Raw genomic sequence first — 16,845 nt, 5'->3', positions numbered from 1 at the left:
TGGAGATTATAAAGTGTTATCCCTCTAAACGCAATCAATTAATCATATTACAAATCAGAAAAATATTGATTACGTATATGGAATATTATATGCACACTTAGATCAATTCTATTTTAAAACCATAAGTTGATTTTTTATTCGGTAATAACTTTAATGGTTTTGTGATACAACCTGCTTCGACACAAACCATAGATTTATACTCATCATCACCAAAATCTCCCATTGATTTAGCTTTATTTATCCATGGATTCCAAGTAACAATATCACTTACATTAGTATTGGTTAATTGAATTGTTCGAGTGCCATCAGTAACAGTGATTTGATTACTTGCATTGGTATAAATACGATCGACTTCTTGATTAAATGACAATTGACCTACAGTCGCTGGTTTGTTTTCATCAGCAAGTCTTTCTTGATAAGCTTCACCTAAACCTTTGACTACAACACTATCAATATTATCAACTCCAAAATAAGTATGTAGAGCACTAGTTACATCAAAATCTGCTGAGCAGCTTAAAGAAACTTCACAAGTTTTACCTAGATGAAGATTTAATGATACCAAGAAAGGTTTGCTACAATAAGATTCTGTCTGCGGATTATTAGTGAGCGATAAAACAAGGGTAACGCCTTGCTCGTCCTCTTTACATGAATCTAATGTCCATTCGACAATGCGTGCAAAACCATGAGAAGGATTGCCTAACTGACCAAACCAAGGCCAACAAACAGGCACTCCACCTCGAATAGCTACGCCTTTTTTAAAATTTGTTTTGTTACTCAGCCAAACAACTGGTGTTTGTTCAGTAAATGGTTGCCAAAATAATAAGTGAGCACCTTGTAATGCAACAACAGCACAACAAGTGCTATGATTAATAACTAAAATTGGCAGTTCACCATAAATTGACTGTTTAACTGATGGGCTTAAGGATACACCAGATAAGCTACTATCTAAAATCTCTTTATATATACTCATATTTACTCCTAAATAATAAATTTAACAACTTATTGATAATTGTATACTTCTTAAGTTAATAATAAAAACATAATAGATGCAAAAGCATTTTTTAAAGAATTGGAGTAAAATAAAGCACTATAAATAGTGAAACAACACTATAATTTTTTAGTCAAAAAGTTTCAGGTAACACTACATTTATGTATAAAATCCCATTAAGTTTATATATTCATATGCCATGGTGCGTACAAAAATGTCCCTATTGCGATTTTAATTCACATACCATAAAAAAAACGCCAAATTATGAATCTTATGTAGAGCATTTGCTTAAAGACCTACAAAACGATACTATTTTCTGTTCAAACCGCTCAATTCATTCAATCTTTATCGGTGGAGGTACACCTAGTCTATTTTCAGCCGAGTTGATTGATAAATTATTATCAAATATAAATAAGATCATCCCTATACATAAGGATGCTGAAATCACCATTGAAGCTAACCCAAATTCTGTTGATATAGAAAGATTTAATGGCTATCAGCAAGCGGGTATAAACCGAATATCAATTGGCGTGCAAAGTTTTCAAACCGATAAACTTGTTAAATTAGGACGGGTACACGATCCCAAAGAAGCAATCACAGCCGGAAAAATTGCCAAAACATTAAATTTAAGAAGTTTTAATTTAGATTTAATGCATGGTTTGCCAAATCAAAGTATTGATGATGCCCTATATGACCTAAAACAAGCCATTGCTATTGCACCACCGCATTTATCTTGGTATCAATTAACGATTGAGCCAAATACGCTATTTGGTTCAAAACCACCTGTTTTACCTGATGATGATAAACTTTGGGAAATTTATCAACAAGGTCATCAATTATTAACTGAAAATAGTTACCAACAGTATGAAACCTCTGCTTATGCTAAAGAAGGATTGCAATGCCAACATAATTTAAATTATTGGCGATTTGGAGACTATTTAGGCATTGGATGTGGCGCTCATGGTAAATTAACGCAACCTGATGGAAAAATTATTCGCACTATAAAAACTCGTCATCCAAAAGGGTATTTAGAGGGGCGTTATTTAGATAAATATTATACAGTTCCAAAAGAGGAATTACCTTTTGAATTTTTTATGAATCGTTTTAGACTTTTTGAACCAACACCTAAACATGAATTTGAGCAACGGACTTATTTACCTTTACACATAATTGAAAAACAAATAACAACAGCCATTGAAAAAAATTATATAATTGAGGATAAACAAAACTGGCTGATAACTGACCATGGAAAGCTATTTTTGAATTCGTTATTAGAGATATTCCTATAGATAATTACTTGAAATATTTTTACTTATTTTAAATGATATTATTCTTTACATTTATTTAACATGATAGATACGAACTATTTAATCAATCATTCATATATCTTTACAGACTTTCTTTATAAAAAAGTACATACTACGTCTCGACAATGCATTATTTCATTGTTTTCCTATTCCTTATGTTTTCCCAATAACTTTTGTTATTGGGTTTTTTTTGCCTATAATTCTGATAATCACATTACTTTTCATAACTACTTAATTGAGTTATGAAAAAGGAAATGCTTTAGTTCAGCTAATGTAGAAGTTCCTTCCATAGGACCTTTTTGAGATACGGCTAAAGCACCGCTAGCATTCGCATATTGCAAGGCTTGTTCAACCGAGTAACCAGCTAACATTAAACTGACAAATGTTGCACCGAAACAATCTCCCGCACCGGTTGGATCTACCGAGTTGACCTTGTATCCATCAACATGAAGTGTTTGTAAATGACCTTGTTCATCAAGTCCATAATATTTAGCTCCTTTATCCCCCCCTTTTACCACAATATGTTTAATACTTTTTTTAAGCAACTTAAACATGGTTTGTTGTTCATTTTCATTATTGTTAATAAAATAGCTAACTTCGCTTTCACTTGGTAAAAATATATCGGTATACTCCATAATATAATCGAAAGATTGTTCCATTTCTGGTATATCAAACATTTCTTTGCGTAGATTAGGATCAAATGAAATTGTACCACCTTTACTTTTGATGATATCCAATGCTTTTCTCATAGCATCAATCACACGAAAAGAATAAAGCGATGATCCCATTACATGCAAATGAGTACAATCTCTTAATAAATTTTCATTAATATGGTTAAACGAAAGTAAACCACATGCACTATTTGGAATGTTAAAAATAAAATCTCTTTCACTAGAACCTTTATAAGTAACAAATGCACTACCTGTATTGGCCTTATTATGTGGCGTAATACCATCAATGATGACACCATCGCTTTTAAGACGATGGATGCACATTTTTCCAAAAATATCTTTCCCTACACAACTAAAAAAAACAACAGGAAAACCTAATTTTGCAACTTGATCTGCAAATATTGCAGGGGCACCACTAACAAAAGGGCCGACAAACTCCCCTGCTTGATCGAAACGCTGATATTGTTCTTTTGCTAAAAACTCAACTAGCAGTTCGCCTATCGTGCAGATTTTAAAACGCATATTATGTCTCCAATTTGTTTTGATAAGTTACACAATATTTATTTGAAATAAGCTGCTCAAAATTAGCATCTAATAATTGTTGATGGTACTCGGTTACAGCAGATCTTGATAAAATCATCATATCAATATCAACTAAAGTTCCAATACTATTATCATTATTATGAATAATACGTTGCGGTAATATGCCAATTGTATGTGCTGTTTTTTTCATTATTTGTTGATAAATTCTAACCTGTTCTAAACTTTCAATAATCAATTGATTATCAGTATTGATTGAACTTAATTCGATAACAAAATGCGATATAGAAAATTGATTCAAAATAAAATTGATCATTTTGTTATCTAACAAAAGATTTCCTTCCAGTATGGCTCCACCAACAAGCACTACTTCAGCATCGGTAAACTCTTTCGCTAATTGTGCATTGCTAATGTCATTCATAATAAGTATTAATGATTTTTTGCAATATAAAAACGGAATCAACTTTCTTATCAAATTTCCATGGTTTAAAAACAATGTATCACCATCATTAATATAACTTAAACAGGTTTTGACTAATTCAATATCACAACTATTACTTTGTATATAACTTGGTGTATTGACACTTAGCTGATTAAACACACCTTCAGGGGTAACATAAATTGCACCACCAAAAGAACGCTTTAAATATCCTTGCTGTTCTAAATAAGTTAAATCCTGACGAATAGTCACATTTGAGACCTGAAGCAATTCAGATAATTCATCAACTTTAACTTCACCTTGCTTACGAACAATTTCTGCAATTTGTAATCGTCGTTTTAATAAACCTGAAGATGCTCTAGCCAATTTTATTTCCTACGCCATAGATAAAAATTAAGGATAGTGATAATAGAATTAATCATATATTAGGTCAACATCAAACTATGATTAGAATTTTATATTATAAATCATACCATTAATAATTAGCATTTTTTATCCCACAGCGTTTCACATATACATGTTAACTATCAAAACGAAAATTTATCAATCTTTTTTATTTCGTTTTAAAAGTAATGTTAATTTTTGTGATCTAACTCACGCGATTATTACTAGCGAAACTTTCGTTTTGAAATCATAATTAATGGAAATAATTTTCAAAACAAAAGTTATTAACATAATACAAAGTGAATTAGATTATTAAGGAGAAGTTATATGACTATTATTTCAAGTAACAACATGCTAAAAAAGGCTCAAAAAGAACATTATGCTGTGCCTGCCTTTAATATCCATAACTTAGAAACTATGCAGGTCGTTGTTGAAACAGCAACAGAATTACAATCGCCCGTTATTTTGGCTGGTACACCTGGTACATACAGTTATGCAGAAACAGAAAATATACTTGCTATAGCAAATGCTTTGTCAAAAAAACATAACATTCCATTAGCTGTTCATTTAGATCATCACGAAGAATATAACGACATCATCAATAAAATTAATGCAGGAGTAAGATCGGTAATGATTGATGGCTCCCATTTTCCATATGAAGAAAATATCGCCATTGTCAAACAAGTAGTTGAATATGCTCACCGTTACGATGTTAGTGTTGAAGCTGAATTAGGTCGCCTTGGTGGCGTTGAAGATGATTTAATCGTTAATGATAAAGATGCTTTATATACTAATCCAAAACAAGCTTTAGATTTTATTGAAAAAACAGGAATTGACTCCCTCGCTATCGCCATTGGTACAGCACATGGTCTTTATAAATCAGAGCCAAAACTGGATTTTGATCGTCTATCAGAAATTCGCTCTATTGTTGATATTCCTCTCGTATTACATGGCGCTTCGGGTGTTCCAGAGAAAGACGTGCGTGAGTGTATTAAGCGAGGAATTTGTAAAGTAAATGTTGCGACAGAATTAAAAATTGCATTTTCAGATGCATTAAAACAATACTTTATTGAACATCCCGATGCCAATGATCCCCGCCATTATATGAAACCTGCAAAAGCAGCGATGAAAGACATTGTCAAAAAAATTATTACAACATGTGGATGTGCAGGAAAATTATAGAGGCCAAGATGATGATCTATACATTAACACTTAACACTGCAATCGATATGAATATTCATTGTCAAGGGCTTACCCCTAATGCAGTTAATCGAACCTCTCATACTGAATATAGCCCGAATGGCAAAGGAGTCAATGTTTCAATCGTATTGCATAGATTTGATAGCCCTACTTGTGCATTAGGATTCTTTGGTGGATTTTCTGGTAAATATATTATTGATGAACTAACGAAAATACAGGTCAAGACAAAACCCTGTTTTATTGATGATATCACGCGTATTAATGTTTTTATCAGTGATAATGAAAACGAATATAAATTAGTCAGTAAAGGTCCGTTTATACCTAATGATAAAAAAACAGAAATGCTAACTATTATTGAATCACTGGTTAACAATAGTTATTTAGTCATCAGTGGTAGCTTGCCAAATAATATTGAATCTGAATATTACGAGGCTATTTTAAATTTATGCAACAAAAAAAATATTCAAGTTATCCTTGATATTAGTCACCCAAAATTAGGTGATTTACTCTCCTATAAACCACTATTAATTAAACCTAATGATGATGAAGTAAAAGAGATTTTTGGCTTTGAAACGAAAACAAAATCACAAGTCATTGCTGCACTAGAAAATATTCATGCGCAAGGAGCGAGAAATATTTTATTAACCATGGGAGCTAAAGGGCTTTACTTTTCTAATGGGACAAATATTTGGTTTTGCAATGCTGTAAAAATCAAATTAATTAGCTCGGCTTGTGCCGGTGATGCGTCACTAGCAGCTTTTCTTAGTGAATGGCTACCTGAACAACAACATATTGAAAAAGCCATAAAAAAGGCATCAGCAACAGGCGCTAACGTTGCAGAATCAGACGGATTAGGTTTACTAAATAAAATCAATATTTATATGGATCAACTTGAAGTTACCCTAATCAAGTAAAGGAGATTGTTATGAAAAAAATATTAGCCGTTACAGGCTGCCCAACCGGTATCGCACATACTTATATGGCTGAAGAGGCCTTAAAATCAGCGGCCCAAAAGGCTGGAGCCGAAATAAAAGTGGAAACCAATGGTGCTGGTGGTATTGATAACGCCATTACTGATGCTGATATTGTCAATGCAATTGGCGTTATTATTGCAGCAGATAAAGATGTCAATCCAGATCGCTTTAATGGCTTACCCGTGCTTGAAGTACCGGTTAAAGACGGTATACATAAGGCTGCAGCACTAATCGAAAAAATTATGTCAGGTACAGTTCCTGTTCGTAAAGGCGCACAAAATAGCACTAATAACACAGTTTCATCAAACCGAGTAGAAGTAAAAGAATCGATTGGACGCCAAATCTATAAACACTTAATGAGTGGTGTGTCAAACATGCTACCATTTGTTGTCGCTGGTGGAGTACTAATTGCTTTATCATTTTTATGGGGAATCTATTCAGCTGACCCTAATAATGCCCAATATAATGAATTTGCTGCATTGTTAATGAAAATAGGTGGGCAAGCATTTGGCATAATGGTACCAATCTTTACTGGTTTTATTGCCTATTCAATAGGTGGAAAACCTGGTATGGTGGCTGGTTTTGTTGGTGGCTTAATTGCCAACATTACCGGTGCAGGATTCTTAGGCGGAATTATAGCTGGCTTTGCAGCAGGCTATTTAATGCTTTATGTCAAAAAAATGTTAGATGGATTACCCCGTTCATTTGAAGGACTTAAATCGATTTTTATTATGCCATTAATTGGTGTATTTGTTATCGGTGCAGGTATGTTTTTACTTGGTGGTCCAATTGCAAGTATTAATAATGGAATGAAATCTTTCCTTGAATCATTACAATCTGCAAATCCTGTTTTACTCGGTATTGTTATTGGAGCAATGTGTTCGTTTGACTTTGGTGGTCCTGTTAATAAAGCAGCGTATGTTACTGGCACTATGTTGTTAGGTGAAGGAAATTTCTATTTCATGGCAGGTGTGTCTGCTGCTTGTATAGTACCACCCTTTGTTATTGCATTCTCTACCACTATTTTCCGCAGCAAAGCTTTCACAGAAGAAGAACGTGCTGCTGGACTTGTTAACTATGTTTTAGGTTCGACACATATTACAGAAGGTGCAATCCCATTTGCGGCTAAGGATCCTTTGCGAGTAATTCCAATTATGATGTTATCTTCTGCAATTGCATCAGTATTGACATTCATATGTCAAATTCAAGTTCCAGCGCCACATGGAGGATTTTTAGTTCTGCCATTAGTTAATAAACCATTTTTATGGGTAGTCTGTATCTTCGTAGGAGCACTAGTTGGCGCTATTTTATTAGGTTTAGTACGTATTCATCAAAATCGACAATTAGTTGCCAAAAAATCAGTTTAATCAATCAAGAAATATACCGATTTATTTCGGTATATTCATTTTAGTAAGGAATAGAAATGAGCACATTAAATTTGACAGTACATGATATTTCAATCGTAACTGGATCCTATTCTAAAAAAGAAGCAATTAAAGATGTATCAGAAAAGATGATCCAAGCTAAGTTAGTCAAAGATGACTATACCCAAGCAATGTTTGATCGTGATAAACAAATTTCGACTTTTTTAGGTAACGGAATCGCCATTCCACACGGCACAACGGAAAAACGTGATAGTGTTATCCAAACTGGAATCAAAATCATATATTATCCTGAAGGAATCAATTGGGACGAAGATAATAATATAGCTTATGTTGTCATTGGTATTGCTGCAAAAACCAATGAACATTTAGATATTTTACGTCAACTAACCCGAGCAGTGATTGCTAAAGATACGCTAACACGAATTCACGCAGTTAAAACTCCGGAGGATTTATTAGCAATTCTTCAAGGTAGTTAGTATTAATAATCCCATAAGTAACCTTGTTTATACTCATGGGATTTTACACGATCTCTTGAAAATGACTAACAGTGGCTAGCAACTTTATGTTTTAAGTAAAATTTAAAGACAATGCTAAGATCTAAAAATTTCAAGGCGATTATTGATAATACATTGATTGTTAACCATTTCAAATGAAACCAAAATCCCTTCCAAATTAATACCTAAAGTAATAAAAATGTTATCGAAAACATAATAATAACGCACGTGATCTTCATAGATATGATCTTTAAATCTATAATTATGATTAAACTGATTGGTTAACTTAAACGACTGACCAATTTTAAAGTCAAAACCAAGAAAACCTAAAATTTGATTTGCTTTATCACATAAGAAAGTGTTGTCTATAACTTCATCAATTGATAATGCCTCAACATTATCCGAAATATAAAAAAAGAGAATTTGATAACCACAGACTTTTCCTATTCCTGAAATATCACCATAACCGAAGTCTTCGATAATACGATACTCATCTAAATTAAAAAAAAGATCGATATCAAGTGTGGCGAATCTTGTTATTTGATACATACCGGCTAACTTACTATTAAATTTTTAGTTTTGAATGTTACTGAAAAAAGTTATTAACCCTTTACAAAGTTGCAAGTAATTTTCTTTTTAAAATAAGTCGAAGATCATCGCCCACCATAGCAACCGATTCAAATTGAAATTGTGGTGCTAATGAAAGCTTTTGCAGATTTGGCAATATACACATATCTAACGCATTATGACCAAGTAATTTTGGTGCATAATAAATAATTAATTCATCCACTAAATCTTGTTCTATTAGAGCTCCAGCCAGATGAGCACCAGCTTCAACCCAAACCGAATTTATTTGTTTTTCGGCTAATAATGCAAACAATTTAGATAAATCTATTTGTTTACAACTAGATGATTCTATAATTAATTTGGTATTTTGTTTTGCAATAAGGTTATCTTTTTTTCGTACTACCCATGTTTCACCTGGCTGATTGAAAATATTTTCAGTACCTATTAGCTGATCTTGACTGTCAATAATTACACGAATAGGTTGCCGAATTTTTTCCGGTAGGTAGATTTTTTTTATTTCATCAGGTAATTCGTTATATCTAACTGTTAAACTTGCATTATCAGCTTGCACAGTCGCACGAGTACTTAAAATACAGCTTGCTTGAGCTCGGAACTGTTGCACATCTTCTCTTGCCTTATTTGATGTTATCCATTTGCTTTCACCAGATGCCATGGCAATTTTACCATCTAATGAGGCGGCTAGTTTAAGTTGAATATAAGGCAAACCTGTTCGCATGAGTTTTAAAAAGCCTTTATTAATAGCTTCTGCTTGCTCAGTTAAAACGCCAATGGTGACATCTATTCCTGCTTCTTTTAAGCGTTTAATACCATTACCTGCAACATTAGGGTTAGGATCTTGCATCGCAATTACTACACGAATGATGCCAGCTTTAATAAGCGCATCAGCACAAGGAGGTGTTCGACCAAAATGACTACAAGGCTCTAATGTCACATAAGCTATTGCGCCGATTGCCTCATCACCAGCCATTTTTAGTGCATGAACTTCGGCATGAGGCTCACCAGCTTTTTGGTGATAACCTTTGCCAATTATTTGATCATCTTTAACAATGACACAGCCAACATTAGGATTTGGTGTTGTTGTAAAACGACCAAGCTTAGCCAAATCAATGGCTTGTTGCATATAGAAGTGATCTTTATTGCAAATTGCAGTCATATTGTTGATTATTTTTGTTGTAACTTAGCAATTTCATTACTAAATTGTTCGATATCGTCAAAACTAAAATAAACCGAAGCAAAACGAATATAAGCAATTTTATCTAGATTTTTAAGTTCTTCAATCACATAGTCACCAATTAATTTTGCTGGGACTTCACGTTCACCTGTTGCTCTTAGTTTAGATTTTATACGTGTAATCGCATCTTCAATGGCATCAAAACTCACTGGGCGTTTTTCAAGAGCCCTTTTCATACCATTACGTAATTTATCTTCATTGAATGGTTCGCGAACTTTATTGCTTTTAATGACATTAGGCATAATTAATTCAGCAACTTCAAATGTAGTAAATCTTTCATTACATTCAACACATTGCCGTCTACGTCGGACTTGAAATCCTTCACCAACAAGACGTGAATCGATCACCTTTGTATCATCTGCATTACAAAAAGGACAGTGCATAAATGTATCCTTACGGCAACAAAATAATCATTACAATATCTGAAAATTTTGATTTAAACAAGGGTCTAATTGTTGTAACGTTAATCACTATACTAGAAAAAAAGTATGGTTTATTCACCTTAAATGTTAGTTTTATCATCGATAGTATTAAAATATAAGATGATGAAGATTCACTAAACATTCAAAAATTAGCCACCTTTTTGGTGGCATAAAACACTTACCAATTTAATTTAATGAGAAAATCGCTTAATTTAGCAAAATCATCAGGCATACAATGAGAAAGTAACGTCATATCAGCTCGCTCTGCTAACTCTTTAGGCAATGGAACTGATTTACCTAAAATATCTTCAACCACTTCTTTAAATTTAGCAGGATGTGCCGTACCTAAAAATAGTCCATATTCACCCTCTTGTAACTGATCACGCAGTGCTCGATAAGCAATTGCACCATGAGGTTCAGATAAGTAACCTTTTTGATCAAGTTCACAAACAGTTTGCTTAGCAACTTCATCCGAAACAGTAGCATGACCGAGTGATTTAAGATCCCATCCCTCACGCTTATAAATCTCTTCGATACGTGGCCAGTTATTTGGTTGGCTTACATCCATTGCATTCGATAATGTTGCAATGGTTGCGTGAGGTTCCCACTTACCGGTTTCTAAATAACGAGGTACTGTATCATTGGCATTCGTTGCGGCAATAAAACGTTTAATAGGTAATCCCATTGTTTTCGCAAGTAGACCTGCAGTTAAGTTACCAAAATTGCCACTCGGCACAGAAATAACCAGCTGTTCACGTTGGGTTGATGTGAGTTGTGCAAAAGCTTCAAAATAGTAACAGATTTGTGCTAATAATCGGCTAATATTAATTGAGTTAGCGGAGTTTAAACCTATTGTTTTTTTCAAATCTTCATCATCAAATGCTTTTTTAACTAAGGCTTGACACGCATCAAAGTCACTTTGAATAGCAATTGTATGTATATTATCACCTAAAGTACAAAATAACTTTTCTTGTAATGGACTAATTTTACCTTCTGGGTATAAAATCACGACGCGAATATTTGGTAAATGATAAAACGCATGAGCAACAGCCGCACCAGTATCGCCAGAAGTAGCAGTCAAAATAGTAATTTTTTTGTCAGCAGCAACTTGCACTAAAGCTTGCGCCATAAAGCGTCCACCAAAATCTTTAAATGCTAATGTTGGTCCATGATATAGTTCTAATGAACCAATATCTGCTTCCACAGAAGTTACTGGAGCAGGGAATTGAAATGCATTTTTAACAAGTCTATGCATATCATCACAGCTAATCTCATCACCAATAAAAGCAGATAAGATTTTGGCACTTCGAGTAATGAAATCAAGTTTTAATAACGACTCAACTTCGGATGATGAAAATTTAGGTAATTGTTGAGGAAAGAATAAACCTTGTCCTCTTCCTAATCCTTGTTGAACTGCTTGTGCAAAGCTAACTTGCTGGGAATGATCTTTTAAGTTATATAATTTCATAATATTTTCCGGTTATCTTTATGCTGTAATATTTCACTCTTCGTAATATCAACTTGTTCAATAATAGTTGGCATTTTTGTTATATTTAACTCTACTTTTTATAGTAAACATTAAATAACTCTTGTTCCTTGAGTATCAATTTTACAAATATGAGTAAAACCTTCATCATTTTGCAAATAATATTTTTTAAGTAATAATTCAATTTGCTGAGCTGTTTCAAGTTTATCTGCAATCACAAACATTGTTGGCCCTGAACCTGAAATCCCCGATGACAAAGCACCAAGTTGCTTAACCCGTTTTTGAGTTTCATCAAAATTAGGTAATAATTGTTTACGATAAGGCTCAGCAATATTATCAAAAAGCATTGTGGCAGCCAGCTTAGGTTGTTTGGTATAACAAGCATGCAAAAATCCCCCCACATAGCAACCATGTGCTACACAATCAGACCTTTGATATTGAGCAGGTAAAATTGCACGTGCTTCAGCCGTTGATACCTTTATTCCTGGATAAGCCATCACCCAATACCAATCATCAAAATGCGGAATCGACTCACTAATAATACCCATCTCATTAAGAATAAGTTGCATCCCACCTAAATAGCATGGCGCAACATTATCATAATGCACACTGCCCGAAATACGACCTTCAAGTTCTCCCATCATGGATAACATTTCAAATTCATTAAAAGGTTTATCAAAAAACTCATTTAATGCAACCAATGCACCAACTACTGAGCACGCACTTGAACCTAAACCAGAGCCAATTGGCATATTTTTTTCAAGAGTCATACTAACAGGTAAAGTTTTACCCATTGCTTGACAAAATCGCTGCCAACATTGAAATACAATATTACATTTTGGATCACGTGGTAGCTTTTTGACAAATTGACCTTTGCTAGTAAGGGAAAATTCGTTAGCAGATTTAACTGTAATACAGTCACCAAGCATAGCGCCACTAATCGGGCTAATTGCTGCGCCCAATATATCAAAACCAACGCTAATGTTAGCCATTGATGCAGGCGCATAAACAGTTAAAGATTTATGACTCATTTAACCTCCGATTTTACCTGATGTTGTACGTAAAATATCAGCAAAAACACCTGCTGCAGTAACATCATTACCAGCACCATAACCACGTAATACAAGAGGAATAGGTTGATAATAACGAGTATAAAAAGCTAAGGCATTTTCGCCATTTTTGACTTTATAAAGAGGATCTTCACTATCGACAGCTTCAATTCTAACACTGCATTGATGGTTTTCTATGCTACCCACATAACGTAGAACTTTACCTCCTTTTGTTGCTTGTTCAGATTTTGCTTTAAAATGTGCATCTAACTGCGGTAATTTGGTCATGAAATCATCAATGCTACCTTGTGCATATTCAGGAGGTAATACGGATTCGACATTGATTTGATCCAATTCTAATTGTAAACCTGATTCTCTAGCTAAAATAAGTAACTTTCTAGCTACATCGGTTCCAGATAGATCGTCTCGAGGATCAGGTTCAGTAAAACCTTTCTCTTTAGCCAATTTAGTTGCTTCAGACAGTGACATGCCTTCATCAAGTTTACCAAATATAAAAGAAAGCGATCCAGATAGAATTCCCGAAAACTTGATTAACTCATCACCTGCATTAAGTAGATTTTGAAGATTTTCAATTACCGGTAACCCAGCCCCTACATTGGTATCATATTGGAATTTACGCTTACTTTTTGCAGCTTCTTGGCGTAAGCGTAAATAGTAGGCCATTGAGCTAGTATTTGCTTTTTTATTTGGTGTAACGACATGAAAGCCATTAGCTAAAAAATCAGCGTATTTGTCAGATACTTCGCTACTAGAAGTACAATCAACGAGAATCGGATTAAGTAATCGATTAGATTTGGCAAACTCAATAATACTATCTAATGAATATTTAGTATCACTCTGTTTGATTTGATCACGCCAATTACTAAGATCAATACCGTCTCTATTGGTTATGCTGTGTTTAGAGTTAAACAAACCACATACTCGCAAATCAATCTGTTTGTTTTTAAGCCATTTCTGTTGACGTCCAATTTGGTCGACAAGCGCACCACCGACCCCACCAACACCAATAACAAAGACATCAAGCATTTTATCAGTACCAAATAACATCTGATGCGCAACACGAACGCCCATTACAGCAACATCATTATCAACTACAACTGAAATTGAGCGTTCAGATGAACCTTGTGCTATAGCCACAATATTAATATTAGCTCTGGCTAATGCTGTAAAGAAATTAGCTGATAAACCTCGTAAAGTACGCATACCATCGCCCACTACAGAGATAATAGCAAGCCTTTCGCTCACTTCGATAGGTTCAAGTAATCCATCTTTTAATTCTAAGAAAAATTCATCACTTAAAGCTTCTTCTGCACGATAAAGTTCTGTTTGTGGCACACAAAAACTAATGCTGTATTCAGATGATGATTGAGTAATAAGTACAACTGAAATGCCAGCATAAGACATCGCAGAAAAAACACGTGCCGACATACCAACCATACCTTTTAATCCAGGACCTGAAACATTGATCATTGCCATGTTATTTAAATTGGTAATACCTTTTACAGGTGTGGTTGAGTCAACAATATTAGCACCAATTAATGTGCCTGGCGCATCAGGATTATTTGTATTTTTGATTAAACAAGGAATCTGAAATTGGGCAATAGGTAAAATAGTTCTTGGATGAAGCACTTTTGCTCCAAAATATGAAAGTTCCATCGCCTCTTGATAAGACATTGTTTTTAGTAATTTGGCATCTGGTACAATACGGGGATCACAAGTATAAACTCCATCAACATCGGTCCATATTTCACAGCTATTTGCTCTTAAACAAGCTGCTAATACGGCTGCAGAATAATCAGAACCATTTCGTCCAAGCACAACTAATTCACCTTTTTCATTACCGGCGGTAAAACCGGGCATTAGAATAAAATTGTCTTGTGGAATGTGCATTTCAGCAATTCGATGAGTCGATTCAGGTATATTAACAGTCGATTCTAAATAACCACCTTCTGCAATAAGCATAGCAACAGGATCTATTACCGTGATCGTATGGCCTCTTGCTTTGAGAAGTTCTTGCATAATAGCAATTGATAGCTTTTCTCCACGACAAATAATTGATGCATTGATACTATCAGGACATTGACCGAGTAAGCAGATACCTTCAAGTAATTGCTTAACATGCTTTAATTCATTAAGAGCAAAATGCTTCATCTCTTCATAAGCAAAATTAGGGTGAGCTTTTGCAAGACCTGCTAATAGATCTGCAAATATCTTTTCAGCATCATAAATGTTACTTTTGATATCTTGCCCAGCAACTGTTTTTTCAACCATAGCAACTAAATGGTTGGTAATTTTAGCAGGTGCCGATAAAACAGTGGCGGTTTGCTCTTGTTTAGCATTATTTTCAATAATTTCTGCAACTCGCAAAAAGCGTTCTGCGTTAGCAACAGATGTTCCTCCAAATTTTAAAACTTTCATATCACACCTTACTTATTATCTTAGTTTATGCCCATTACTATCTATAATTATAGTTTTTAGAACTTATTTATAGGTATCAAAAATCTTGTAGTCTTATCATGCTAATTCTATTTTTAATTTTTTTGCACAGATTAACTACTTTATTTCCATGCAAAATAAAAACCCGCCTTTAAGGAGCGGGTTTTTTAATATTTATTGAAAAAATCAACCCGCCCTAGATCGCATAATAGTACCTAAGGTGTTAATAATTCCTGTCATACTAACTAAAATTATCATGATTTTTCCTAAGAAATATTTAATTAAACTAAAAACAAAACAGCCCGACATTTTCATGTCAGGCTATAATTTTAAAAAACCTTTTTGCTATTTTCGTATTCATTAACAACTTTATTCAATGCTTGATATATGCACTTTTCATCTTGTTTTTTTAATGCTTCATCTAAAATATTAAGATACGATAACATTAGCTTTTGATTATCTTCGGCAAATTGCGGCGATACTTCTTGATCTTCATATAACATAACATATGTACGAGCAAATCCAAAAATCAAAAAATAAACCGATGCATTTTTTGGATCTTCTTGAATTAGTGCTCTCATTGCCTTTCTTAGCTTTACATAACTATCAGTACCAGGCAAGCTCGTTGCAAATGTTTTCGTTACTTCAGAAAATGTCATTGCCATAAACCTCATTCAAAATCACAAGAAGAAAGAATAACAACCCATTAGCATAAGTGCAAGTCTATTTTGTTTGCCAAACAAATTTTTTTAATTTTCGCTAAAAATCAGCAAAAAAACTTAGGGCGTGTTGATCTTTCATGATTATTTTTTAGACGGCATGATGTGAGTTATAATAATTCAGCCAAAAACAACCATAACTCGATTCATCATGCCAAGAACAATGCTAACAGATAAACGGTGGGAAAAGCTACTACAAATAATGAAAAATACCGGCCGAGTTTATAATAAATCCGAGCATCGGATGACGTTTGAAGGGATCCTTTTCCGAATGAGAACCGGTATTCCTTGGCGAGATTTGCCAGAAGAGTTTGGTGAATGGAGCACTGTCTATAGGCGATTTAATTTGTGGTCTAAAAAAGGAATATTAGTTGATATTTTCAAATATTTATCACAACTAGCGGATTTTGAATGGGTGTTCCTAGATGGCTCGATTATCAGGGCTCATCAACATAGTACAGGCGCTGCAACGGAGTATTCCGAGCAAATAGGTCAGAGCTGTGGTGGTAAT

The 16,845-nt window shown here is 34.0% G+C and carries 16 protein-coding genes; 6 read left to right on the top strand and 10 right to left on the bottom strand.

Translation table 11 applies throughout. The features are described 5' to 3' along the window. Positions 1–97: 97 nt before the first annotated feature. On the bottom strand, positions 98–970 hold the full coding sequence (locus tag A9G31_RS03160; protein ID WP_065560398.1) for a D-hexose-6-phosphate mutarotase: 873 nt from the start codon (positions 968–970) through the stop codon (positions 98–100). 179 nt (positions 971–1,149) lie between these two features. Here A9G31_RS03160 and hemW point away from each other — a divergent pair, with 179 nt between their 5' ends. Next, on the top strand, positions 1,150–2,277 hold the full coding sequence (gene hemW / locus A9G31_RS03155; protein ID WP_065560397.1) for a radical SAM family heme chaperone HemW: 1,128 nt from the start codon (positions 1,150–1,152) through the stop codon (positions 2,275–2,277). A gap of 245 nt (positions 2,278–2,522) precedes the next feature. Here the strand turns inward: hemW and A9G31_RS03150 are convergent, their stop codons facing one another. Further along, on the bottom strand, positions 2,523–3,488 hold the full coding sequence (locus tag A9G31_RS03150; RefSeq protein WP_065560396.1) for a sugar kinase: 966 nt from the start codon (positions 3,486–3,488) through the stop codon (positions 2,523–2,525). Between the two features lies 1 nt (position 3,489). Further along, positions 3,490–4,311: a DeoR/GlpR family DNA-binding transcription regulator gene (locus A9G31_RS03145; RefSeq protein WP_065560395.1), complete on the bottom strand. Its 822-nt coding sequence runs from the start codon at positions 4,309–4,311 to the stop codon at positions 3,490–3,492. A 345-nt stretch (positions 4,312–4,656) separates the two neighbouring features. On the opposite strand from A9G31_RS03145, the gene A9G31_RS03140 reads away from it, so the two are divergent. The 4 genes from A9G31_RS03140 to A9G31_RS03125 are packed head-to-tail and all read left to right on the top strand — an operon-like array spanning position 4,657 to position 8,364. Next, complete coding sequence (locus A9G31_RS03140; protein WP_065560394.1) at positions 4,657–5,511, top strand: tagatose bisphosphate family class II aldolase; 855 nt, start codon at positions 4,657–4,659, stop codon at positions 5,509–5,511. 11 nt (positions 5,512–5,522) lie between these two features. Continuing rightward, positions 5,523–6,443 carry a 1-phosphofructokinase gene (gene pfkB / locus A9G31_RS03135; RefSeq protein ID WP_065560425.1) on the top strand — a complete coding sequence of 307 codons (921 nt, stop codon included), beginning with the start codon at positions 5,523–5,525 and terminating at the stop codon, positions 6,441–6,443. A gap of 11 nt (positions 6,444–6,454) precedes the next feature. Continuing rightward, the gene (locus A9G31_RS03130; RefSeq protein WP_065560393.1) at positions 6,455–7,870 is read left to right on the top strand and encodes a PTS fructose transporter subunit IIC; all 1,416 of its coding nucleotides are present in this window, start codon (positions 6,455–6,457) and stop codon (positions 7,868–7,870) included. 56 nt (positions 7,871–7,926) lie between these two features. Continuing rightward, entirely contained in the window at positions 7,927–8,364 is a 438-nt protein-coding gene (locus A9G31_RS03125; RefSeq protein ID WP_065560392.1) for a PTS sugar transporter subunit IIA, read from the top strand. Between the two features lie 114 nt (positions 8,365–8,478). Here the strand turns inward: A9G31_RS03125 and A9G31_RS03120 are convergent, their stop codons facing one another. The 7 genes from A9G31_RS03120 to A9G31_RS03090 all read right to left on the bottom strand — a co-directional run bounded on the left by A9G31_RS03120 (position 8,479) and on the right by A9G31_RS03090 (position 16,274). Then, complete coding sequence (locus A9G31_RS03120; protein WP_065560391.1) at positions 8,479–8,931, bottom strand: hypothetical protein; 453 nt, start codon at positions 8,929–8,931, stop codon at positions 8,479–8,481. A 61-nt stretch (positions 8,932–8,992) separates the two neighbouring features. Continuing rightward, positions 8,993–10,123 carry a bifunctional diaminohydroxyphosphoribosylaminopyrimidine deaminase/5-amino-6-(5-phosphoribosylamino)uracil reductase RibD gene (ribD, locus tag A9G31_RS03115; RefSeq protein ID WP_065560390.1) on the bottom strand — a complete coding sequence of 377 codons (1,131 nt, stop codon included), beginning with the start codon at positions 10,121–10,123 and terminating at the stop codon, positions 8,993–8,995. Positions 10,124–10,131: 8 nt separating this feature from the next. Continuing rightward, positions 10,132–10,584 (bottom strand): transcriptional regulator NrdR, encoded by a 453-nt coding sequence (gene nrdR, locus A9G31_RS03110; RefSeq protein WP_065560389.1) that lies wholly within the window; start codon positions 10,582–10,584, stop codon positions 10,132–10,134. Between the two features lie 217 nt (positions 10,585–10,801). Then, on the bottom strand, positions 10,802–12,091 hold the full coding sequence (gene thrC / locus A9G31_RS03105) for a threonine synthase (protein WP_065560388.1): 1,290 nt from the start codon (positions 12,089–12,091) through the stop codon (positions 10,802–10,804). A gap of 110 nt (positions 12,092–12,201) precedes the next feature. Continuing rightward, positions 12,202–13,140: a homoserine kinase gene (thrB, locus tag A9G31_RS03100; protein WP_065560387.1), complete on the bottom strand. Its 939-nt coding sequence runs from the start codon at positions 13,138–13,140 to the stop codon at positions 12,202–12,204. Further along, positions 13,141–15,597 carry a bifunctional aspartate kinase/homoserine dehydrogenase I gene (thrA, locus tag A9G31_RS03095; RefSeq protein ID WP_065560386.1) on the bottom strand — a complete coding sequence of 819 codons (2,457 nt, stop codon included), beginning with the start codon at positions 15,595–15,597 and terminating at the stop codon, positions 13,141–13,143. A 347-nt stretch (positions 15,598–15,944) separates the two neighbouring features. After that, positions 15,945–16,274: a hypothetical protein gene (locus A9G31_RS03090; RefSeq protein WP_034914101.1), complete on the bottom strand. Its 330-nt coding sequence runs from the start codon at positions 16,272–16,274 to the stop codon at positions 15,945–15,947. 211 nt (positions 16,275–16,485) lie between these two features. Here A9G31_RS03090 and A9G31_RS03085 point away from each other — a divergent pair. Next, on the top strand, positions 16,486–16,845 hold a 360-nt coding region (locus A9G31_RS03085), incomplete at its 3' end, for an IS5 family transposase (protein WP_141671367.1).

Source organism: Gilliamella sp. Gris1-4 (assembly GCF_001690335.1).
GTDB classification, from domain to species: Bacteria; Pseudomonadota; Gammaproteobacteria; order Enterobacterales; family Orbaceae; genus Gilliamella; species Gilliamella apicola_P.
The sequence above is the reverse complement of the archived record's forward strand: the minus strand, read 5'-3'. Positions and strand labels throughout refer to the sequence as shown.

Excerpts from the sequence above, each read along its gene's own strand:
- A9G31_RS03160 (WP_065560398.1), bottom strand. The coding sequence starts at position 970 with ATGAGTATATATAAAGAGATTTTAGATAGTAGCTTATCTGGTGTATCC.
- hemW (WP_065560397.1), top strand. The coding sequence starts at position 1,150 with ATGTATAAAATCCCATTAAGTTTATATATTCATATGCCATGGTGCGTA.
- A9G31_RS03150 (WP_065560396.1), bottom strand. The coding sequence starts at position 3,488 with ATGCGTTTTAAAATCTGCACGATAGGCGAACTGCTAGTTGAGTTTTTA.
- A9G31_RS03140 (WP_065560394.1), top strand. The coding sequence starts at position 4,657 with ATGACTATTATTTCAAGTAACAACATGCTAAAAAAGGCTCAAAAAGAA.
- pfkB (WP_065560425.1), top strand. The coding sequence starts at position 5,523 with ATGATCTATACATTAACACTTAACACTGCAATCGATATGAATATTCAT.
- A9G31_RS03130 (WP_065560393.1), top strand. The coding sequence starts at position 6,455 with ATGAAAAAAATATTAGCCGTTACAGGCTGCCCAACCGGTATCGCACAT.
- A9G31_RS03125 (WP_065560392.1), top strand. The coding sequence starts at position 7,927 with ATGAGCACATTAAATTTGACAGTACATGATATTTCAATCGTAACTGGA.
- A9G31_RS03120 (WP_065560391.1), bottom strand. The coding sequence starts at position 8,931 with ATGTATCAAATAACAAGATTCGCCACACTTGATATCGATCTTTTTTTT.
- ribD (WP_065560390.1), bottom strand. The coding sequence starts at position 10,123 with ATGACTGCAATTTGCAATAAAGATCACTTCTATATGCAACAAGCCATT.
- nrdR (WP_065560389.1), bottom strand. The coding sequence starts at position 10,584 with ATGCACTGTCCTTTTTGTAATGCAGATGATACAAAGGTGATCGATTCA.
- thrC (WP_065560388.1), bottom strand. The coding sequence starts at position 12,091 with ATGAAATTATATAACTTAAAAGATCATTCCCAGCAAGTTAGCTTTGCA.
- thrB (WP_065560387.1), bottom strand. The coding sequence starts at position 13,140 with ATGAGTCATAAATCTTTAACTGTTTATGCGCCTGCATCAATGGCTAAC.
- thrA (WP_065560386.1), bottom strand. The coding sequence starts at position 15,597 with ATGAAAGTTTTAAAATTTGGAGGAACATCTGTTGCTAACGCAGAACGC.
- A9G31_RS03090 (WP_034914101.1), bottom strand. The coding sequence starts at position 16,274 with ATGACATTTTCTGAAGTAACGAAAACATTTGCAACGAGCTTGCCTGGT.